Raw genomic sequence first — 20991 nt, 5'->3', positions numbered from 1 at the left:
ACGCCATTGTCGGCTTGATCTTTGCGGGCGGCGCGGTCAGGGTCCGCGCGCAAATCCAAGGCGTTCCGCATGGCCAGTCCCCGACCGTTTTCCCGCTATGAATTCATGATCGCCTGGCGATACCTGCGCGCGCGCCGGGCCGAGGGCGGGGTCAGCGTGATGACCTGGATCAGCCTGATCGGCATCGCGCTTGGCGTCATGGCGCTGATCGCGACATTGGCCGTGCGGGCGGGCTTTCGTGCGGAATTCGTGGACACGATCCTGGGCGCCAATGCCCATACGACCGTCTACATGGCGCCGCAGCGGATCACCAACGAGTTCACCGAGGATGTTTATGTCGTCCCCGGCCGGATCCCCGATTACGACACCATGGCCACCAAGCTGGCGCAGGTGCCGGGCGTCACGCGCACCGCGCCGGTCATTCGCGGGCAAGTCATGGCGACCGCCAATGACAGCTCGAATGTGGCTGAGGTTTTCGGGGTAAGCATCGACGATCTCAAGGCAATGCCGCGGATCGTGGATCCCGAGACATCGGTCGGCAACCTTGAGGATTTCGACCGCGGCATCGCCATCGGGTCCGGCATCGCCCGCGAACTGGCCGTGGGTCTGGGCGACCGCATCCGCCTGATCGCCCCCGAGGGCGCGCGCACCGCCATCGGCACCACGCCGCGCGTCAAGGCCTATGAGATCACCTATATCTTCAGCGCCGGCCGATACGACATCGACCGCACCCGCATCTACATGCCCATGGCCGAGGCGCAGTCCTATTTCAACCGCGAGGGCGTGGCGGACGAGATCGAGGTCTTCGTCACCGACCCCGAGAAGGTGGACGACTGGACCCTGCCGCTGCTGCAGGCGGCAGGCGAGGGGGCGCAGGTCTGGAACTGGCGCGACTCCTCGGGGTCTTTCCTGGCGGCGCTTGATATGGAGGATGACGTGATGTTCGTCATCCTGTCGGTGCTGGTGCTGATCGCGTCCATGAACATCACCAGCGGCCTCATCATGCTGGTCAAGAACAAGGGGCGCGACATCGGCATCCTGCGCACCATGGGCCTGACCGAGGGCGCGGTGCTGCGCGTCTTCTTCCTCTGCGGCGCCTTCACCGGAGTGATCGGCACCATCGCGGGAGTGATCCTGGGCGTGCTTCTGGCGCTGAACGTGGACAATATCATGGCCGCACTGAACGCCCTGACCGGCGGCGGCGCCTGGCAGCCCGAGGTGCGGGGCATCTATCGCCTGCCCGCCGAACTGCGCGCCTGGGACATCTTCCGCGCGGTGGCGCTGTCGCTGTTCCTGTCCTTCGTCGTCACCATCTTCCCCGCGCGCCGCGCCGCGCGCATGAACCCGGTCGAGGCGCTGCGCTATGAATGACGTGTTGCGCCTGGAAGCAGTCGGCAAGACCTATGGCAAGGACGGCCCCGCCCCGGTCGAGGTCCTGCGCGGCATCGACCTGACCGTCGCAAGGGGCGAGGTCGTGGCGCTTGTCGCGCCATCGGGCGCGGGCAAATCGACGCTGCTGCATATCGCCGGGCTGCTGGACACGCCCGACACCGGCCGCGTGATCCTGAACGGGCGTGACATGACCGGCCTGCCCGACAAGCCCCGGACCGAGGCGCGCCGGGCCGAGCTTGGCTTCGTCTATCAGTTCCACCACCTGCTGCCCGAATTCAGCGCGGCGGAAAACATCATCCTGCCGCAGCTTGCCAATGGCGTTTCGCCGCGCGCCGCCGCCGCCCGCGCCTCCGACCTTTTGTCCCGCGTGGGCCTGACGGCGCGCGCCCATCACCGCCCGGCGGCACTGTCGGGGGGCGAACAGCAGCGGGTGGCCTTCTGCCGCGCGCTTGCGAATGCGCCCTCGCTGCTGCTGGCGGACGAGCCGACCGGGAACCTGGATCCTGAAACCTCGGACCGGGTGTTCGACATGCTGATGGGGCTTGTGCGCGATACCGGCCTGTCCGCGCTGATCGCCACGCATAACCACGACCTCGCGGCGCGCATGGACCGGGTGATCGGCCTTGCGTAGCCTTGCCCTTGTCGCAGCCCTTGCGGCAACGCCCGCCGCCGCCGACCCGTTCGAGGATTTCGGCACCGCGATGAAATACGGCCTGCCGCTGGCCGCCGCCGTCTGTGCCGCCCGCGACGACCGGCTGGAGGATTTCGCCCTGCGCGGTGCCCTGCAGGCGGCCGTGGTCTGGGGGCTGAAGTCGTGGCTCGACGGCACGCCGATCTCGGTCCGCCCCAGCGGGGAAGGCAAGGGCTTTCCCTCGGGCCATTCCGCCGCCGCAGCCTTTGGCGCGGCGGATCTGGCGGGCAAGTGCTTCCCCGATGACCGCGCGGCAGGCATCGGCCTTTACGGCGCGGCGGGCCTGACGGCGGCCAGCCGCGTCCATGCGGGCGAACATACGATGCAGCAGGCGCTGACCGGCGCCCTGATCGGCTTTTCGTTTGGCGCCGCCGATTTCGGCATCGGCACCGAGGGGGCCAGCTTCAGCGTCGGGATGCGCTTTTAACGCCCGCAGCGATCCAGCCAGGCATTGATCGCGGCCAGCGACTCTGGCTCATCCAGCCAGGGGACATGGGCGCGGCCCGGCACCTCGGCAAAGATCGTGTCGGGGCGACGGCGCAGCATCTCGGCGGCAACGCCAGCCGACAGCAGGTCGGAATTCGCCCCCCGGATCAGCGCGACCGGCAACCCCGCTGTCGCATCCCAAAGCGGCCACAGGTCGGGCGTCTCGCCCTCGAACGCGGCAAGGAAAGCCTCGCGCAGGGCAGGATCGTACCTGATCCGCAGCCCGTCGGGCGTTTCGTCATAGTGGCGCTGCGCGTCCGCCAGCCAGCGGCCCTCGGGCACATCGGCAAAGCCCGGCATCGCCGCAGGCAGCCGCTCGGCCAAGGCCCCATGTGTCCGCGCCGCCGGATTGCGCCCGACATAATCGAAGATCCGCTCCAGCCCTACCTTCTCGACCACTGGCCCGACATCGTTCAGGCACAGCCCCAGCAGCCGGTCATGCGCCACGGCTGCGAGCAGCAACCCGATCAGCCCGCCGCGCGACGTGCCCAGCACCGCCGCCCGTTCAATCCCCAGATGATCCAGCAGCGCCAAGGCATCCTTGCCTTCCTGCGGCACGGTATAGGTGGCGGCACCCGTCCAGTCCGACTGCGCCCGCCCGCGGTAATCCATGCGGATCAGCCGCACGCCCGACAGATGCGGCGCGACATAGTCGAAATCGCCCATGTTCCGCGTCAGCCCGGCCAGGCACAGGACCGGCAGCCCCTCGCCCTCATCGGAATAGGCCAGCCGCGCCCCGTCATTCGCCGTAAAGAACTCGACCATGCGTGCTTTGGACCTCAAATATCCCACAGGGGGTCCGGGGGACGTGAAGTCCCCCGGCGACCTCACAAATTCTCGCTCTGCGGCATTCCCAGGACGTGATAGCCGCCATCCACCAGCACGGTTTCGCCCGTTGTGCAGGCGCCCCAGTCCGACAGCAGCCAGACGGCGGTGCCGCCGATCGCCTCCAGCGTGGCGTTGGCGCGCAGGGGGGCGTTGGCCTCGGTATGGCGGAAGGTCTTGCGCGCGCCGCCGATGGCCGCCCCCGCCAGCGTCTTCATCGGTCCGGGGCTGATCGCGTTCACGCGGATCCCGTCGGGGCCAAGGTCATTGGCCAGATAGCGTACGGCGGATTCCAGCGCCGCCTTGGCGACGCCCATGACGTTGTAGAAGGGCGTCACTCGGTTCGACCCGCCATAGGTCAGCGTGATCAGCGAGCCGCCATCCGCCATCAGCGGATGAGCGCGCCGCGCCACCTCGATCAGCGAATAGCAGGAAATTTCCAGGCTGTGCTTGAAGTTCGCCCGGCTGGTGTTCACGAACCGGCCGGTCAGTTCGTTCTTGTTGGAAAAGGCGATGGCGTGGATCACGAAGTCCAGCTTGCCCCAGCGTTCCGTGATCGCCGCGAAGGCTGCATCCAGCGAGGCGTCGTCGGTCACGTCCACGTCCAGCAGGAAGTCCGACCCGACCGAGGCCGCCAGGGGCTGCACCCGCTTGCCGAAAGCCTCGCCCTGATAGGAAAACGCAAGTTCCGCCCCCTGGTCCGCCACCGCCCTGGCAATGCCCCAGGCGATGGAATGGTCATTGGCGACCCCCATCACAAGCCCGCGCTTGCCCTTCAGAAGATCGCCCATGTCCTGACCCCGCTTATTCCTGATACTTCGACATCAGCAGGGTGGCGTTGGTGCCCCCGAACCCGAAGCTGTTCGACAGCACCGAGTCGAGACCGGCATTGTCCACCCGGCTGGTGGCAATCTCGCCCGGCTGGATTTCGGGGTCCAGTGTCGTCACGTTTGCAGAAGCTGCAATGAAGTCATTTTGCAACATCAGCAGGCTGTAGATCGCCTCGTGCACGCCGGTTGCGCCCAGCGAATGCCCGGTCAGCGACTTGGTGGAACTGACCGGCGGCGTGCTGCCTTCGCCGAAGACGCGGCGGATCGCCTTGATCTCGCCCACGTCGCCCACCGGGGTCGAGGTGCCATGCGCGTTGATATAGCTGACACGCCGCCCCTCGGGCAGGCTCGCCAAGGCCAGCCGCATCGACCGTTCGCCACCCTCGCCCGAAGGGGCCACCATGTCATAGCCGTCGCTGGTCGCGCCATAGCCGGTCACTTCGGCATAGATCTTGGCGCCCCGCGCAAGGGCGTGTTCCAGTTCCTCCAGCACGACGACGCCGCCGCCGCCCGCGATGACGAAGCCGTCGCGGGTCGCGTCATAGGGGCGCGACGCGGTCTGCGGGGTATCGTTGTATTTCGACGACATGGCGCCCATGGCGTCGAACAGGCAGGAGAGCGTCCAGTCCAGTTCCTCGCCCCCGCCGGCGAAGACGATGTCCTGCTTGCCAAGCTGGATCTGCTCCACCCCGTTGCCGATGCAATGCGCCGATGTCGAGCAGGCCGAGGTGATGGAATAGTTCACGCCCTTGATCTTGAAGGGCGTGGCCAGCGTGGCCGAGTTGGTGGACGACATGCAGCGCGTCACCATGAAGGGGCCCATGCGCTTGGGCGAACCCTTCTCGATGACGGTCTGGTGCGCCTCGAAGAAGTTGGAGGTCGAGGGCCCGCCCGATCCCATGATGAGGCCGGTGCGCGGGTTCGACACATCGCTTTCCTCAAGCCCCGAATCCTTGATCGCCTGTTCCATGGCGATGAAGTTGTAGGCCGCGCCCGGACCCATGAAGCGCAGGTTGCGCTTGTCGATATGGTCCTCCAGCGTGATCTGGGGCATGCCGTGGACCTGGCTGCGGAAGCCGTGTTCGGCATATTCCGGCGCGAAAACAATGCCCGAACGGCCTTGCTTCAGGCTTTCCGTGACCTCGTCCGCATTGTTGCCGATGGGCGAGACGATGCCAAGCCCGGTGATGACGACGCGTCGCATGGGCCTTCTCCTTGTTGCTCAGTTGGCCGCCATCAGCTCGACGACAGCGCGACCTTCATGTCCTTGACCTGGTAGATGGTCTCGCCATCCGCCTCGACGCGGCCATCGGCCACGCCCATGGTCAGGCGCCGCGTCTGCACGGCCTTGGTGAAATCGACGTGATAGCGCAGCAGCTTGCGGTCGGGGCGGACCATGCCGGTCAGCTTGACCTCGCCCACGCCCAGGGCATAGCCGCGTCCCTGCCAGCCGCGCCAGCCCAGGTTGAAGCCGGTCAGCTGCCACAGCCCGTCCAGGCCCAGGCAGCCCGGCATGATCGGGTTGCCGGGGAAATGGCAGGCGAAGAACCACAGGTCGGGGGTGATGTCGAATTCGGCCACCACATGGCCCTTGTCATGTTCGCCGCCGTCTTCGGAAATCTCGGTGATGCGGTCCATCATCAGCATCGGCGGTTCGGGCAGTTGCGCATTGCCGGGGCCGAACAGCTCGCCCCGCGCGCAGGCCAGAAGGTCGTCGCGGTCGAAGCTGGTTTTCTCCATCGCCATGCGGTCTTGCCTTTCCTGCGGGATCGCGCCCGCCTTGTCCAAGTTGACGCGCTGTCTATCACTTGGGGCGACGCGCGTGCAAGTCAATGCGACCGACGCGGCGACGGCGCCTTGCATCCCGCCAAACGGCGCGCGACAACCGTCCCCAGCCCGCGCAAGGAGAACCGCATGAGCCTGTATGTCGCCCTGCAGATGGACCCCATCGAGCATGTCTCGATCACCGCAGACAGCACCTTCCGCATCGGGCTGGAGGCCGAGGCCCGCGGCCACCGGTTGTTCCAGTACACCGTGGACCAGCTTCGCTATGACGAAGGCCGGGTGATCGCGCGCGGCCGCCCCGTCACCCTGCGCCGCGAACAGGGCAACCACGTCACCTTCGGCGACTGGGTCGAGGTGGACCTGTCCGATTTCGACGTGGTATGGCTGCGCCAGGATCCGCCCTTCGACATGGGTTATGTCACCTCGACCCATCTTCTGGACCGGGTGCATCCGAAGACGCTGGTGGTCAACGACCCGTTCTGGGTCAGGAACTGCCCCGAAAAGCTGATGGTGCTGGATTTCCCCGACCTGACGCCGCCCACCATGATCGCCCGCGATCCAGCCGCGATCCGCGCCTTCCGCGACCGGCACGGCGACATCATCGTGAAGCCCCTTTACGGCAATGGCGGGGCAGGGGTGTTCCACCTGGACCCCGACGACCGCAACCTGTCGGCGCTTCTGGAACTGTTCGCGGGCATCAACCGCGAACCGATGATCGCGCAGAAATACATCCATGCCGTAAGCCAAGGCGACAAGCGCATTATCCTGGTCGATGGCGAACCCGTCGGCGCCATCAACCGCGTGCCGCAAACGGGCGAGGCGCGGTCGAACATGCATGTGGGCGGACGGGCCGAGAAGATCGGCCTGACCGAACGCGAATACGAGATCTGCCGGAGGATCGGGCCAGTGTTGCGCGAAAAGGGCCTGATCTTCACCGGCATCGACGTGATCGACGGCTGGCTGACGGAAATCAACGTGACCTCGCCCACGGGGATTCAGGAACTGGAGCGGTTCGACGGCATCAACGCGGCCGAGAAGATTTGGGAGGCGATTGAGCAGCGCCGCGCCGCTGGCTGACCTGTGGGGTGGGGTTTTACGCCATCGTCGCGCCGCTGAAGGTGGGGTGAAACCCCACCCTACATTTGCTGGTGAAGGCCATCGCCTTCGCCACGTGTTGCCGGTGCCACAAGTGTCGCCGGGCCTCAAAGGCCCGGCCAGCGCCCCTCCGCCACCGGCGGGCGCTTACACGCCCACCGGGTCGGGCGCTGGCCTACCGGGGTCGCGATATGGAGACGTTTCTGGTGAAACCTGCTCAAGCGGGCGGGGGAAGCGCATGCGTTTCCTAGTCCCGCCCGTGCTGCTGGTAGTCCGCCAAAAGTGGGGTGAAACCCCGCCCTCAAATATCCCGAGGGTGCGGGTGCTGGTCACCCCGCCTCGCGCACCCGTTCCTCCACCACCTCGAACGGCACCCCCGGCTGGTCCTTCGCCGCCCGGATCACCAGCGAGGTCTTGACGCTGGCGACGTTCGGCGCGGCCGTCAGCGATTGCGTCAGGAACCGCTGGAAGGTGGAGAGATCCGGCGAGACGCATTTCAGGATGAAGTCGATCTCTCCGTTCAGCATGTGGCATTCGCGGACCAGAGGCCAGCCCTGCACCAGCGCCTCGAAGGCCGACAGGTCGCGCTCCGATTGCTGGGCCAGGCGCACCATGGCGAAGACCTGCACCTCGAAGCCCAGTTCGCGGGCGTCGATGTCGGCGTGATAGCCGCGGATGAAGCCCGTTTCCTCCAGCGCGCGGACGCGGCGCAGGCAGGGGGGCGCCGAGATGCCCACCCGGCGGGCCAGTTCGACATTCGTCATCCGGCCGTCGGCCTGAAGCTCGGCCAGGATCTTGCGGTCGATGTCGTCCAGTTTCGCGCCGGCCATGCTGCTCTTTCTTGATCGGGTCTTGTGGGTTGCCGGAAACTACAATGCGGGCACAAGGCGCGCAACATTCTTTCTGGGCGCGTCCTGCGTTGCAGAGTCCGATGGGAAGGACTACCTCATGCACAAACACCGGATGGGACGCAAGATGACCGAACGCACGCATGTCAAACTTCTGATCGTCGGCTCGGGACCGGCGGGTTATACCGCCGCCGTCTATGCCGCGCGCGCCATGCTGAAGCCCATGCTGATCCAGGGGATGCAGCCCGGCGGTCAGCTGACCATCACCACCGAGGTCGAGAACTGGCCGGGCGAGACCGAGATCCAGGGCCCCGAACTGATGGTCAAGATGGAGGAACATGCCCGCGCCATGGGGGCCGAGATCGTGGTGGACATGGTGACGACGCTTGATTTGCAGCGGCGGCCCTTTGTCGCAACCTGCGACAGCGGGCGCGTGGTGACGGCTGACGCGGTGATCCTGGCGACCGGCGCGCAGGCCCGCTGGCTGGGCCTGCCGTCCGAGGAGAAGTTCAAGGGCTTCGGCGTCAGCGCCTGCGCCACCTGCGACGGCTTCTTCTATCGGGGCCGCGAGGTTCTGGTGATCGGCGGCGGCAACACGGCGGTCGAGGAAGCGCTGTTCCTGACCAAGTTCGCCAGCAAGGTGACGCTGGTCCACCGCCGCGACAGCCTGCGGGCCGAGAAGATCCTGCAGCAGCGCCTGTTCAGGAACCCCAAGGTCGAGGTGATCTGGGACCATGCCCTGACCGAAGTCACGGGCGTGGACACGCCGATGGGCGTGACGGGCGCGGTGCTGACCTCGACCAAGGACGGCAGCACGCGCACGGTCCCGGCGGACGGCGTGTTCATCGCCATCGGCCATGCGCCCGCCAGCGAACTGGTGCGCGACCAGCTGGAGTTGCACAACGGCGGCTATGTGAAGGTCGAGCCTGGCAGCACCCGCACCTCGATCCCAGGCGTCTTCGCGGCGGGGGATCTGACCGACCATGTCTATCGCCAGGCGGTGACAAGCGCGGGCATGGGCTGCATGGCGGCGCTGGATGCGGAAAACTGGCTGGCTGAACATGACGATGCGGGCCAACCCGACCCCGACCACGCTTGGCGGGAAGACGAGATGGCGGGCTGAGCCGCCGTCAGGCGGTGATGTCTTCGATACCTACGCCAGTTTGTAGGGTGGGGTTTCACCCCACCATTCCGCGGCTCGTTGCCTCAGGCAGGATGGGGTAGAGCCCACCTTACGCCTCGCGGGAAGATGAGATGGCGGGCTAACAAGGTAAGCAGAGTACATTGCACCTGCTATGGGACGGCTTCAGGGTCACAGCCGTTCCCACTGCGCCAACTATTGCCACGGCGCCGCGACCGACAAACTCGCTTGTAGAAACCGATACTCCCACTACAGCATCCGCACCGACCAAAGCTGCCTATCGAGCAAGCTATCAAGTGCCGCTGCTCTTGCATCAGCAAGCGCGTTTTCAATTGTCTTGCTTCGACCACCCACTTCAACGAAAAGATTTTTAAAGGCATGCAGTCCAAAAGCACAATCGGCGGCAATGACACCAAGCCGTCGTTCAAGAGGCAGGCCAGTTACATCTTCAGTGGTTAAGAAAATGCTCGGGCGGTGTTCCAAGATTTTTGCCTGATCGGCAGCATCTTTTTCAGCGCGAGCTGACGCAACTGCTTCGCGTTTGGCAGATGCACAAGCTTCACATAGACCAGTGGAGTTGACCCGCCACAAAAGTTTTCCACATTCTTCGCAAATCGGACTTCCACGTCGCATTAATACCGCCTTTGCTGTAGATTGAAGAAAACCTTAAAGTCTTATTCGCTCAAGTCCGTAGGGTGGGGTTTCACCCCACCACTGTGCGGTCCGTGGCGTCAGGCAAGGTGGGGTGAAACCCCACCCTACGATTAATCCTCTCCACCATGTCTCGCCAAAGCAAAAGGGCGCGGATCACCGCGCCCCTTCGCCTTCCCGTCTGCCCTTACTGGGTCAGCGTGAACGGCGCCGTCATCTGGTCCACGTTGTCCTTGTTGATCAGGATGCAGTCGAACAGCTGCTTCTCCTGATCCACGCCGGTCGAGCCGTTCTTGATGAAGTTGTCGGCCTGGCGCACGGCCGCCTCGGCAAAGACGGCGACGGGCTGCAGGACGGTGTATTGCAACTCGCCTGCCTTGACCGCCTCGACCGCGTCGGGGGATCCGTCGAAGCCGCCGACCTTGACCTGCTCCAGCTTGCCTGCCTCCTTCAGCGCGGCGATGGCGCCAAGCGCCATCTCGTCATTGCCCGAGATCACGCCGATGATGTCGGGGTTGGCCTGGAGCAGCGACTGCATCTTCTGATAGCCCTGGGTGCGGTCCCAGTTGGCGACCTCCTGGCCGACCTTTACCAGGTCGGGATACTGGGTCAGCACCGTTTCAAACCCGTTTGAGCGGGTCTGGGCGTTGTTGTCGGATGGGGCGCCGAACAGTTCGACATAGTTGCCCGCATCGCCCACGGCCTCCACCCAGGCCTGCGCGCCAAGGGCCGCGCCTTGCGCGTTGTTCGACACCAGCTGCGCCTTGGCCAGGCCCTCCTGGTTGATCTCGGCATTGACCAGGAAGACGGGGATGCCCGCGTCAACGGCCTTCTGCACCGCGCCCACGGACCCGTCGGCATTGGCCGGATCCAGGATCAGCGCGACCGACTTGTTGGTGATCGCGGTGTCGACCAGGGTGCTTTCGGTGTTGGTGTCGCCCCGGTGCGCGGCCACGTTGGCGGTATAGCCCAGCTCCTCGGCGGTCTTCTTGGCGACCTCGCCTTCCGTGAACCAATAGGGGTTCGCGGGGTCGTTGACGATGATGCTGATCAGCCCCTCGGCCGAAGCAGCGGCCGCCATCAGCGGCAGCGAGGCGGCGGCGGCAAGCAGCGCGCGGCGGGTCATCTTGAACATGGTCTCTCTCCCTTGGGGTTGGTTAAAGCTGCCGCGATGTGGCAGGGTTGCCGCCCGGACCCCCGGCCCGGACGGGAAGGCTTGGGCTTGTCAGGACTTGCGCCCGCCGCGCCCGTATTGGATCGAGTTCATCAGCACCGCCAGCACGATCACCGCGCCGGTGAAGACCGTCTGCCAGTAGGAGCTGACGCCGATGATCACCAGGCCCGCCGACAAAAAGCCGATCACGAAGGCGCCCAGCATCGTGCCCCGCACGCCGCCGCGCCCGCCGGTCAGCGCCGCGCCGCCGATCACCACCGCCGCGATGGCCGTCAGTTCGTAGGTCGTGCCCGCAGTCGGCCCCGCCGAGGTCAGCTGCGAGGACAGCACCAGCCCCGCGATCGCCGCCAGCGCGCCCGAGATGGTATAGACCGTGATCTTGACCAGCCGCACCGGCACGCCCGACAGTTCCGCCGCGCGCTCGTTCCCGCCTGACGCGTAAAGCCAGCGCCCGAAGGCCGACCGCGACAGCATCAGCCCGGCCAGGATCGCCACCACGGCCAGCACGATCACGCTGATTGGGATGCCGCCCAGCCGGTTGAAGCCCAGCCAGTTGAAGCCGGTATTGCCCAGCGCCTCGGACCCACGCAGGTTGTTGTAGGTCAGCCCGTTCGTCATCAGCAGCGCGACGCCGCGCGCGACATACATGACGCCCAGCGTGGCGACAAAGGGCGGCACCTTGAAGAAGGCCACCAGCACTCCGTTCAGCGCGCCGACCAGGGCGCCCACGGCGATGGTCAGCACCACCACGGCCCAGACCGGCGGATAGAGGATCACGCCTGCGAAATCCAGCGTGACGCCCTGCATCATCGCACCCGCGCAGACGCCGCAGAGCGCGAGGATGGACCCGACCGACAGGTCGATCCCGCCGTTCAGGATCACCAGCAACATCCCCACCGACAGGATCCCATAGATCGCCACCTGCGACGACATGATGAGGAGGTTCGAGACGGTAAAGTAGTTCGGCGACAGGAAGGAAAAGACCGCGATGATGGCGATCAGCGCGAAAAAGGCGCGGCCTTCCAGCAGCAGGCGCCCGATGCTGAAGCCGTCCTGTTTGGGCGCGGTGGTGGTTGCAGACATTGGTTTTCCTCGCTCAACGGCCCATCAGGCAGCCACGGACTCGCCCGAGGCGGCCATGATCTTTTCCTTGGAAACGGTGGAATCGAATTCGGCCGAAATCCGGCCCTTGTGCATGACGATGATCCGATGCGCGATGGACAGGCATTCGCTGACCTCGGACGTGGAATAAAGGACGGCAAGGCCCTGGCGCGCGCCTTCGGCCAGCAGGCGGAAGACCTCGGCCTTGGCGCCGATGTCGATGCCGCGCGAAGGCTCGTCCAGCATGATGACGCGGGGGTTGGTGGCCAGCATCTTGCCGATCACCACCTTCTGCTGGTTGCCCCCCGACAGCGACCCGATGGGCGCGCCCCCGCCGGATGTCTTCACCGTCACGTTGCGGATGCTGTCGTCGATCAGCTGCCGCTCCGCGCGGGTGCTGGTGAACAGCCCGCGCGTGAAGTTGCGGATCGAGGCCAGCGACAGGTTCTGCCCGACGCTCATGGTCTGGACCAGGCCGTCGCGCTGCCGGTCCTCGGGGACCAGGGCCAGGCCGCGTGCGATTCGTTCGCCGATCGGCAGGTGGGATATTTCCTGGCCTTCCAGCACGATTTCCCCGCCGCTGGCGCGCAGGCGTCCCGCGCAGCTTTCCAAGAGTTCCGTCCGCCCCGCGCCCATCAGGCCGTAGATGCAGACGATCTCGCCCGCCTTCACGTCCAGCGACAGGTTGCGGACCAGATCCTTTCCGGTCGAATCGGGCACCGACAGGTTGCGGATCGACAGGGCGACCTCTCGCTTGTCGCTGTCGGGGGGGCTGCCCAGGTCATAGTTCTCGCCCACCATGTTGCGGACGATCCAGTCGAGGTCGATCTCCGAACGCGGCGCATAGGCGGTCATCGTCCCGTCGCGCAGCACCACCGCGTGGTCGGTGATCGTCAGCGCCTCCTCCAGGTGGTGAGAGATATAGACGATGGAAACGCCCTTGGCGGTCAGGTCGCGGATGACCTTGAACAGCACCTCGACCTCGGACGCGGACAGCGCACTGGTCGGCTCGTCCATGATCAGGATGCGGCTGTCCACGGACAGGGCGCGGGCGATCTCGACGATCTGCTGCTGGCCCAGGCGCAGTTCCTCGACGGGGGTGAGGGGGTCGATCTCCTCCTCCAGCTCCTCCATCAAGCGGCGGACCTGGCGTTCTTCCTCGGCGAAATCGACGCCCATCGGGCCGCGCAGTTCTCGCCCCATGAAGATGTTGTCGCGCACCGACAGGTTCGGGGCGAGGCTCAGTTCCTGGTGGATGATCGAGATGCCGCGGTCGCGCGCCTCGTTCGCGTTGGCGAAGCTGACCGGCTGGCCGTCCAGGATGATCTCGCCCGTGGTGGGCTGGATCACGCCGGACAGGATCTTCATCAGCGTGGACTTGCCCGCGCCGTTCTCGCCGAAGAGCGTCGTGACCTGCCCGCGATGGATGTCGAAGTTCACGCCCTTCAGCGCATGAACCTGACCATAGGACTTGGCGACGTTGCGCGCGGCCAGGACCACTTCGCGCGCGTCGGGGTTGCCTTGGGTCTGCCGCGTCATTGGCCCGCTCATTGGACCGCGACCTCGACCGGGGTGATCATCCAGTTCTTCGGGTTGATCAGGCGGAAGGCGCCGGTGACGGTGACGGTCTTGCCGGTCAGGTTCGACGTGTCGATCCCGTCCAGGACGGCGACCTTCATGGCGCGGTTGATGCCCGAACCCGCGTCCTGGTATTCGATCTGGTTCTTGAAGCCGCCGAAGGCGATGTCGCCCGGCGCATCGCGCAGGTCGGTGCCGTTGATGGCGGGGCCGGTCTGGACGCGGACGGTGATGTCTTCCGGCACGCCCTGGGCCTGAAGCGGATAGACGCCCGACTTCGCCTCTCCGGCAACGCCGGTCACGGTCACGAACATGATCGCGCCGGTGGAGGACGCCGTGCCGTATTTCGTGGCGGCCGCGTTCTTGTCGGCCAGAACCTCGGGCGCGAGCGTCGCGGCATCCACGGCCTTTTCCTTCACGAAGGCCTGGATGCGCGGGAATTCCGTCTGGCCATAGGTATCGGGCGAGAATGCCTGCGCACGCACGTCCGATTCCGATCCGATCTGGACCACCGTGGTATCGAAGGCGATGGCGCCGGCCAGCAGAACGGCAATTGCGACGCCGATCAGCAGCCCGCGCCGCGACGGGGCAGGGGCCTTGGGCGCGGGAGTGGTCGAGGCGATGCTTTGCGTCATGGATGAAGGCCCTGGCAGAGGTGAAGGGGGTTGGCGCATGTCAGGCTGCCGCATGGAACCTTGCACCATCGCCACGCATTGGCGGCTTGCTTGTCCGGCATGGCTGATCCCCCCGTTACGTTCCTGTCGCCCGGCTTGCAAGCCTTGGCCTGCGGCGCCCGGCGGGCAGGGTGCCTCCTCTGACAATCCCTGCTCTGGAATCCGACCTTAGCTGAAATTAATTTCTATGTCTGCAAAAAAATGCATTCACGATGCCTGTCCTTTCGTGTATGGATTTCCAGACGGGGCGTGGTCCTGCCGCGACCGCGCAGGAGGATATGGAAGATGACTGCCGACATATTCGGTCCGGATCGCGGGGGCCCTGGCCATGTCCAGCCGTGACATCCTGATCGGCATCGACGCGGGCACCTCGGTCATCAAGGCGGTGGCCTTCGACCTGGGTGGCCGGCAGATCGCGGCGTCCTCGGTGCCGAATCGCTATCAGTCGGGCGCGAATGGCGTGGCCACGCAATCGCTGGCGCAAACCTGGGACGATTGCGCGGCGGCGCTGCGCGGGCTTGGCGCCAAGGTCGATGGCCTTGCCGCGCGCACGGCGGCGCTGTCTGTGACGGCGCAGGGGGACGGAACCTGGCTGGTGGGCCGCGACGGTCCGGTGGGGGACGCCTGGCTGTGGCTGGACGCCCGCGCCGCGCCGACCGTTGCGCGGCTGGCGGCGGGTGGCGCGAACCGCGCGCGGTTCGAGGCGACCGGCACCGGGCTGAATACCTGCCAGCAGGGCAGCCAGATGGCGCATATGGACGCCCACACGGACCTGCTGGACCGGGCCGAGGTCGCGCTGCATTGCAAGGACTGGCTGTACCTGAACCTGACCGGCGTGCGGGCGACCGACCCGTCGGAAGCCAGCTTCACCTTCGGCAATTTCCGCACCCGCCAATACGATGACGCGGTGATCGACGCGCTTGGCCTGACGCATCGCCGCGATCTGCTGCCCCCCATCATCGACGGCACCCAGGTCACTCATCCGCTGACGGCCGAGGCCGCGCGCCAGACCGGGCTGCTGGCGGGAACGCCGGTCGCTTTGGGCTATGTGGACATGGTGATGACCGCGCTTGGCGCGGGCGTCTATGGCGGGGCGGCGGGCGACGTGGCCTGTTCGACCGTGGGGTCCACGGGCGTCCATCTGCGGGCCGTGCGCGCGGAAAACGTGCATCTGAACGACGAAGGCACGGGATATGTCATCTGCCTGCCGATCCCCGGCATCGTCACGCAGGTCCAGACCAACATGGCCGCGACGCTGAACCTGGACTGGATTCTGGGGATCGCCGCCGGGATCATGTCCGACATGGGCCATGCCGTGACGCATCGCGACCTGGTCGCCCATATCGAGGGCTGGCTGGCGCAGTCGCAGCCCGGCCAGATCGTCTATCACCCCTATATCTCGGACGCGGGCGAACGCGGGCCATTCGTCAATGCCGACGCGCGGGCGGGACTCATTGGCCTGTCGGCAGGCCACCGATACCCCGACCTGATCCGCGCCGTGGCCGAGGGCTTGGGCATGGCCATGCGCGACTGCTATGCCGCCATGGGTCCGCTGCCGTCCGAACTGCGCCTGACCGGCGGCGCGGCGCGGTCGCGCAGCCTACGCGGGATCCTGTCGGCCAGCCTGAACGCCCCCGTGCGCGTGTCGGACCGCGACGAGGCCGGGGCTGCCGGTGCCGCCATGATGGCCGCCGTCGCCATCGGCGCCTATCCCGACATGGAAGCCTGCATCGCCGAATGGGTGACGCCGCTGCTGGGTCAGGCCGAACAACCCGACCCCGCGCTTGTTGCGGCCTATGACGCGCTTTTCCCCGCATTCACCGCTTCGCGCCGGGCCCTGCCGCCCGCATGGGACGCGCTTGCCGCGGCCCGATCCCTGAAAGGACACTGACATGACCCCTGATCCCGACATGATCGACCTTTTCGTCATCGGCGGCGGCATCAACGGCGCGGGCGTGGCCCGCGACGCAGCCGGGCGGGGGCTGAAGGTCGTGCTCTGCGAAAAGGACGACCTGGCGCAGGGCACATCATCCCGGTCGGGCAAGCTGGTCCATGGCGGTCTGCGCTATCTCGAATACTACGAATTCCGCCTGGTGCGCGAGGCGCTGATCGAACGCGAGGTGCTGCTCAACGCCGCCCCGCACATCATCTGGCCGATGCGCTTCGTGCTGCCCCACAGCCCGCAGGACCGCCCCGCCTGGCTGGTCCGCCTGGGCCTGTTCCTCTACGACCACCTGGGAGGCCGGAAGAAGCTGCCCGGCACCCGCACGCTGGATCTGCGCCGCGACCCCGAAGGCGCGCCGCTGCTGAACCAATATCACAAGGGCTTCGAATACAGCGACTGCTGGGTGGACGACGCCCGCCTTGTCGTGCTGAACGCCGTGGGCGCGGCGGAAAAAGGGGCCGAAGTCCTGACTCGCAGCCCCTGCATTTCCGCCCGGCGCGAGAACGGCGCCTGGACCGTCCAGACCCGCAGCGAGGCCACCGGCGAGATCCGCAGCTTCCGCGCGCGCTGCATCGTCAACTGCGCGGGACCGTGGGTCAGCGATGTCATCAACAATGTCGCGGGCGCCAATTCCAGCCGCAAGGTCCGGCTGGTCAAGGGCAGCCATATCATCGTGCCGAAATGGTGGTCGGGAAGCCAGGCCTATCTGGTCCAGAACCACGACAAGCGCGTGATCTTCATCAACCCCTATGAGGGCGACAAGGCGCTGATCGGCACCACCGACATCCCGTGGGAGGACCGGGCCGAGGACGTGGCGATCTCGGAAGGCGAGATCGACTATCTGCTGGCCGCCGTGAACCGTTACTTCAAGGAAAAGCTGCGCCGCTCCGATGTGCTGCACGCCTTTTCCGGCGTGCGCCCGCTGTTCGACGACGGCAAGGGCAACCCTTCCGCCGTGACGCGGGACTATGTCTTCGACCTGGACACGACCGGCGGCGCGCCGCTGCTCAATGTGTTCGGCGGCAAGATCACCACCTTCCGCGAACTGGCGGAACGCGGGATGCACAAGCTGCGCGACATCTTCCCGAAGATGGGGCCCGACTGGACCGAAACCGCCCCCCTGCCGGGCGGCGAGATCGCCAATGCCGATTTCGAATCCTTCCTGGAACTGCAACGCGAGTTGAACCCCTGGATGCCGCGCCCGCTGATCGTCCATTACGCCCGCCTTTACGGCGCGCGGACCAAGGACGTGGTCGCGGGCGCCATGGGCATGGAGAGCCTGGGTCGTCACTTCGGCGGCAATCTGTATGAGGCCGAGGTCCGCTATCTGGTCGCCAGGGAATGGGCGCAGACGCCCGAAGACATCCTGTGGCGGCGCACCAAGCATTATCTGCACCTGACCGAAGATGAACGCAAAGCCTTTGCCGACTGGTTCAACCAGTCCGGCCTGGCGCAGGAGGCCGCGTGACCGCCATGAGCCTTTCGCTTTCGCTGAACACCAATCCGCTGGTCAACCGCTTTGCCGACCCGGACGACCTGATCGACACGGTCGCGCGCGACCTGCGCATCCGCGACCTGCAGCTGACGCATGAATTCATCAACCCAAGCTGGCCCGCCCCGGTGATCCGCCGCCTGACGCGACAGATGGGGGCTGCGCTGGACCGCACCGGCGTGCGCGTCACCAGCGGCATGACCGGGCCTTACGGGCGGCTCAACCACTTCGGCCATCCCGACCGCGACGTGCGGCGATACTACGTCAATTGGTTCAAGACCTTCGCCGACATCATCGGCGATCTGGGCGGCACCTCGGTCGGCACGCAATTCGCGATCTTCACTTATCGCGACTATGACGATCCGCAGCGGCGCGAGGATCTGATCCAGACCGCCATCGACTGCTGGGCCGAGGTCGCGGACCACGCCAAGGCCGCCGGGCTGTCCTATGTCTTCTGGGAGCCGATGAGCATCGGTCGCGAATTCGGCGAGACCATCGCGGCCTGCATGGACCTCCAGGACCGGCTGACGGCGGCAAACATGGCCGTGCCGATGTGGATGATGGCCGATATCGACCATGGCGACGTGACCAGCCCGAACCCGGACGACACGGACCCCTATGCCTGGGCGCGCGCGGTGCCCAAGGTTTCGCCCATCATCCATATCAAGCAGTCGATGATGGACAAGTCGGGCCACCGCCCCTTCACCGCCGAATACAACGCCAAGGGAGCCATCCAGCCCGAACCGCTGCTGGCGGCCTTTGCCGAAGGCGGGGCGGTGGACAATGAAATCTGCCTGGAACTGTCCTTCAAGGAGCGAGAGCCGAACGACCGGCAGGTCATCGCCCAGATCGCCGAGAGCGTGGCTTTCTGGGCGCCGCATATCGACAGCGGCGCCGGCGACCTGAGGGTCTGACATGATCGCGTCCTTCGCCTTCGCCACGGCCACCGAGATCCTGTTCGGCAGGGGCCAGGCAGGCGTGGCGGCGGCGCGGGTGACGGGTCTGGGGCAGCGGGTGCTGCTGGTCCATGGCCGCGACACGCGCCGCGCCGCCTGGCTGGTGGACGAACTGAAGGGGCGGGGCTGCGAGGTCACGGACTTCGCCGTCCCGCGCGAACCGGATGTGGATCTGGTCCAGGACGGGATCGCGGCGGCTGCGGGCGCCGATGTGGTCGTGGCCCTTGGCGGCGGCGCGGTGATCGACGCGGGCAAGGCCATCGCCGCCCTTCAACCCGCGACACGCCCGATGCTGGATCACCTTGAGGTCGTGGGGCAGGGGCTGGCCCTGGACCATCCGCCGCTGCCCTTCGTCGCCATTCCCACCACGGCGGGCACGGGGGCCGAGGTCACGCGCAACGCCGTGATCGGTGTGCCGGACCACCGCCGCAAGGTCAGCCTGCGCGACGCCCGGATGCTGCCGCGCCTTGCCATCGTCGATCCCGCGCTGACGGCGGGGTGCCCGCGCGCAGTGACGCTGGCCTCGGGCCTGGACGCCATCACGCAGGTGATCGAGCCCTTCGTCTGCACCCGCGCGAACCCGCTGACGGATGCGCTGTGCCGCGACGCGATCCCGCGCGGTCTGGCCGCGATCCGGCGGCTGATGGAGGGGGAAGGCGGGGCGGAACCCCACCCCGCCACCGACCCCGATGCCCGCGACGACATGGCTTGGGTTTCCCTTTCCGGCGGACTGGCGCTTGCCAATGCCGGTCTTGGCGCGGTCCACGGCCTTGCCGGTCCGCTGGGCGGGCTGACCGGCGCGCCGCATGGAGCGATCTGCGGGACGCTGCTGCCGCATGTGCTGGCGGCAAACCGCCGCGCGGCGACCGATCCCGCCATCATTGCACGTCTGGATCAGGTCGCCCATTGGATTGGCGCCGCTTTTGGCCAACGCCATGCCTCGATGGCGGAAGCGGCCCGCATCCTGGCCGACTGGTCGCACCGCGCGGGCCTTCCCGCCCTGTCCGCCCTGGGCATCGGGCCCGAGGCGCAATCCGCCGCCGCCGAGGCAGCAGCCACGTCGTCATCCATGAAGGCCAACCCCGCCGCGCTGACCGCCAGCGACCTGCGCCGCATCATGGAGGAGGCAGGCTGATGGCGCGGCATGGCGGGATCGACCCGGAACAAAGCCTCGCCACGCGCGCGGCCTGGCTGCATTACGCGGGCGGGATGACCCAGGCGGCGGTCGCCAAGCGGCTGGGCGTCACCGGCGTCAAGGCGCACCGCCTGATCGCACGGGCCGTGGCCGAGGGCGTCGTCAAGGTCAGCATCGACGGCGCCATCGTCGAATGTGCGGTCTTGGAGGACCTGCTGTGCCAGCAATACGGCTTGGCCTTTTGCGAGGTTGCCCCCGACCTGGGCGAGGAGGGGATGCCCCTGCGCGCCCTTGGCCTTGCCGGGGCCAGCTTCCTGCGGCGAGAGATCGATCGCGGGGAACACAAGGTCATCGGCCTGGGCCATGGCCGCACCCTGGCGGCGGCGGTCGGGGAACTGCCGCGTTTCGACGCGAACGGCACGCGGTTTGTCTCGCTGCTGGGCGGGCTGACGCGCAACTATTCCGCCAACCGCCATGACGTGATGCACCGGCTGGCCGAAAAGACCGGCGCGCAGGCCTATGTGATGCCGGTGCCGTTCTTCGCCAATTCCGAATCCGACCGCGCGGTGCTGCTGGCCCAGCCGGGCGTAGCCGAGATCTTCGACCTGGCCAATGGCGCGAGGCTGAAATTCGTGGGCATGGGCACGGTCGATCCGGGCGCGCAGCTTGTCGCATCCGGCATGATCGAGCCGCGGGAGATCGACGAGATCCGCGCGGCGGGCGGCGTGGGCGAGATGATGGGCCATTTCTTCGACGCGAATGGCCGGGTGCTGCACACCACCCTGACCGCGCGGACGCTGTCGGCATCGCTGGACGATCCGGGGGAAAGCCGCACCGTGCTGATCGCGGGCGGCGCCGACAAGGTCGAGGCGATCCGCGCGGCCCTGCGCAGCGGGCGGCTGCAAGGGCTGATTACCGATGAGGCGACGGCGGGGACCTTGGCGGGGTGAAAACCCACCCTACAAGGCAAATTTCTTGATCACTTTTTGATTTTTATAAATAAAATTTTTGTGCTGTAGTATAGAACTGCAAGCAATAATGGCGCCAAGTAATACTTCCACCCGGAAATATAATAAATACAAAAAGTAGAATGGCTGACGTAATTGTTTGCAGGGCGGTCTTTTTTAGATTCTCGGGCTTGAATTGATCGTCAATTACCTTTTTTCTATATGGATTAACAGCATGTTCCCTA

21 protein-coding genes are annotated in these 20991 nt (G+C 66.3%); 10 read left to right on the top strand and 11 right to left on the bottom strand.

The features are described from left to right. Positions 1 to 69: 69 nt before the first annotated feature. From AAIL68_RS12535 to AAIL68_RS12525, 3 genes are read left to right on the top strand one after another with little or no spacing between them, the layout of a single operon-like run. Entirely contained in the window at positions 70 to 1371 is a 1302-nt protein-coding gene (locus tag AAIL68_RS12535) for a lipoprotein-releasing ABC transporter permease subunit (protein ID WP_347140120.1), read from the top strand. Beyond that, positions 1364 to 2023, top strand: a complete 660-nt coding sequence (locus AAIL68_RS12530; RefSeq protein ID WP_347140119.1) for an ABC transporter ATP-binding protein — start codon at positions 1364 to 1366, stop codon at positions 2021 to 2023. The genes AAIL68_RS12535 and AAIL68_RS12530 overlap by 8 nt, the downstream gene beginning before the upstream one ends. Further along, positions 2016 to 2510 (top strand): phosphatase PAP2 family protein, encoded by a 495-nt coding sequence (locus AAIL68_RS12525; RefSeq protein ID WP_347140118.1) that lies wholly within the window; start codon positions 2016 to 2018, stop codon positions 2508 to 2510. Before AAIL68_RS12530 ends, AAIL68_RS12525 begins: the two co-directional genes overlap by 8 nt. On the opposite strand, the gene AAIL68_RS12520 is transcribed toward AAIL68_RS12525, so the two are convergent. From AAIL68_RS12520 to fabA, 4 genes are all read right to left on the bottom strand, one after another. After that, a complete protein-coding gene (locus AAIL68_RS12520; RefSeq protein ID WP_347140117.1) occupies positions 2507 to 3334 on the bottom strand; it encodes an alpha/beta hydrolase in 828 nt (275 codons plus the stop codon). The two genes, AAIL68_RS12525 and AAIL68_RS12520, sit on opposite strands and share 4 nt — an antisense overlap. A gap of 62 nt (positions 3335 to 3396) precedes the next feature. Next, positions 3397 to 4185, bottom strand: coding sequence for an SDR family oxidoreductase (locus AAIL68_RS12515; RefSeq protein WP_347140116.1), 789 nt, complete (start codon positions 4183 to 4185; stop codon positions 3397 to 3399). 13 nt (positions 4186 to 4198) lie between these two features. After that, positions 4199 to 5428, bottom strand: a complete 1230-nt coding sequence (fabB, locus tag AAIL68_RS12510; protein WP_347140115.1) for a beta-ketoacyl-ACP synthase I — start codon at positions 5426 to 5428, stop codon at positions 4199 to 4201. Positions 5429 to 5460: 32 nt separating this feature from the next. Next, a complete protein-coding gene (fabA, locus tag AAIL68_RS12505; RefSeq protein ID WP_347140114.1) occupies positions 5461 to 5970 on the bottom strand; it encodes a bifunctional 3-hydroxydecanoyl-ACP dehydratase/trans-2-decenoyl-ACP isomerase in 510 nt (169 codons plus the stop codon). 168 nt (positions 5971 to 6138) lie between these two features. Between fabA and gshB the strand changes: the two genes are divergently transcribed. Beyond that, a complete protein-coding gene (gshB, locus tag AAIL68_RS12500) occupies positions 6139 to 7086 on the top strand; it encodes a glutathione synthase (RefSeq protein WP_347140113.1) in 948 nt (315 codons plus the stop codon). 347 nt (positions 7087 to 7433) lie between these two features. Here gshB and AAIL68_RS12495 read toward each other — a convergent pair whose 3' ends face one another. After that, positions 7434 to 7934: an Lrp/AsnC family transcriptional regulator gene (locus tag AAIL68_RS12495; protein WP_347140112.1), complete on the bottom strand. Its 501-nt coding sequence runs from the start codon at positions 7932 to 7934 to the stop codon at positions 7434 to 7436. 118 nt (positions 7935 to 8052) lie between these two features. Between AAIL68_RS12495 and trxB the strand changes: the two genes are divergently transcribed. Further along, on the top strand, positions 8053 to 9075 hold the full coding sequence (gene trxB / locus AAIL68_RS12490) for a thioredoxin-disulfide reductase (protein WP_347140111.1): 1023 nt from the start codon (positions 8053 to 8055) through the stop codon (positions 9073 to 9075). Between the two features lie 267 nt (positions 9076 to 9342). Here trxB and AAIL68_RS12485 read toward each other — a convergent pair whose 3' ends face one another. The 5 genes from AAIL68_RS12485 to AAIL68_RS12465 form a co-directional block, all read right to left on the bottom strand. Beyond that, positions 9343 to 9726, bottom strand: a complete 384-nt coding sequence (locus tag AAIL68_RS12485; RefSeq protein WP_347140110.1) for a heavy metal-binding domain-containing protein — start codon at positions 9724 to 9726, stop codon at positions 9343 to 9345. A gap of 205 nt (positions 9727 to 9931) precedes the next feature. Next, complete coding sequence (locus AAIL68_RS12480; RefSeq protein WP_347140109.1) at positions 9932 to 10879, bottom strand: D-ribose ABC transporter substrate-binding protein; 948 nt, start codon at positions 10877 to 10879, stop codon at positions 9932 to 9934. A gap of 90 nt (positions 10880 to 10969) precedes the next feature. Further along, positions 10970 to 12001 (bottom strand): ABC transporter permease, encoded by a 1032-nt coding sequence (locus AAIL68_RS12475; RefSeq protein WP_347140108.1) that lies wholly within the window; start codon positions 11999 to 12001, stop codon positions 10970 to 10972. Positions 12002 to 12025: 24 nt separating this feature from the next. Continuing rightward, entirely contained in the window at positions 12026 to 13558 is a 1533-nt protein-coding gene (locus tag AAIL68_RS12470; RefSeq protein WP_347140107.1) for a sugar ABC transporter ATP-binding protein, read from the bottom strand. Between the two features lie 8 nt (positions 13559 to 13566). Further along, positions 13567 to 14232 carry a DUF2291 domain-containing protein gene (locus AAIL68_RS12465; protein WP_347140106.1) on the bottom strand — a complete coding sequence of 222 codons (666 nt, stop codon included), beginning with the start codon at positions 14230 to 14232 and terminating at the stop codon, positions 13567 to 13569. A gap of 367 nt (positions 14233 to 14599) precedes the next feature. On the opposite strand from AAIL68_RS12465, the gene AAIL68_RS12460 reads away from it, so the two are divergent. The 5 genes from AAIL68_RS12460 to AAIL68_RS12440 are packed head-to-tail and all read left to right on the top strand — an operon-like array spanning position 14600 to position 20749. Next, entirely contained in the window at positions 14600 to 16162 is a 1563-nt protein-coding gene (locus AAIL68_RS12460; protein WP_347140105.1) for an FGGY-family carbohydrate kinase, read from the top strand. 1 nt (position 16163) lies between these two features. Further along, positions 16164 to 17684 (top strand): glycerol-3-phosphate dehydrogenase, encoded by a 1521-nt coding sequence (locus tag AAIL68_RS12455; protein WP_347140104.1) that lies wholly within the window; start codon positions 16164 to 16166, stop codon positions 17682 to 17684. Between the two features lie 5 nt (positions 17685 to 17689). Then, positions 17690 to 18622, top strand: a complete 933-nt coding sequence (locus AAIL68_RS12450; RefSeq protein ID WP_347140103.1) for a TIM barrel protein — start codon at positions 17690 to 17692, stop codon at positions 18620 to 18622. Position 18623: 1 nt separating this feature from the next. Next, a complete protein-coding gene (locus tag AAIL68_RS12445) occupies positions 18624 to 19799 on the top strand; it encodes an iron-containing alcohol dehydrogenase (protein ID WP_347140102.1) in 1176 nt (391 codons plus the stop codon). After that, complete coding sequence (locus AAIL68_RS12440) at positions 19799 to 20749, top strand: sugar-binding transcriptional regulator (RefSeq protein ID WP_347140101.1); 951 nt, start codon at positions 19799 to 19801, stop codon at positions 20747 to 20749. Before AAIL68_RS12445 ends, AAIL68_RS12440 begins: the two co-directional genes overlap by 1 nt. Positions 20750 to 20792: 43 nt before the next feature. On the opposite strand, the gene AAIL68_RS12435 is transcribed toward AAIL68_RS12440, so the two are convergent. After that, the coding region (locus tag AAIL68_RS12435; RefSeq protein WP_347140100.1) for a hypothetical protein at positions 20793 to 20991 on the bottom strand (199 nt) is incomplete at its 5' end.

This window comes from Paracoccus sp. SSK6, from assembly GCF_039770665.1.
Lineage (GTDB): Bacteria > Pseudomonadota > Alphaproteobacteria > Rhodobacterales > Rhodobacteraceae > Paracoccus.
The sequence above is the reverse complement of the archived record's forward strand: the minus strand, read 5'-3'. Positions and strand labels throughout refer to the sequence as shown.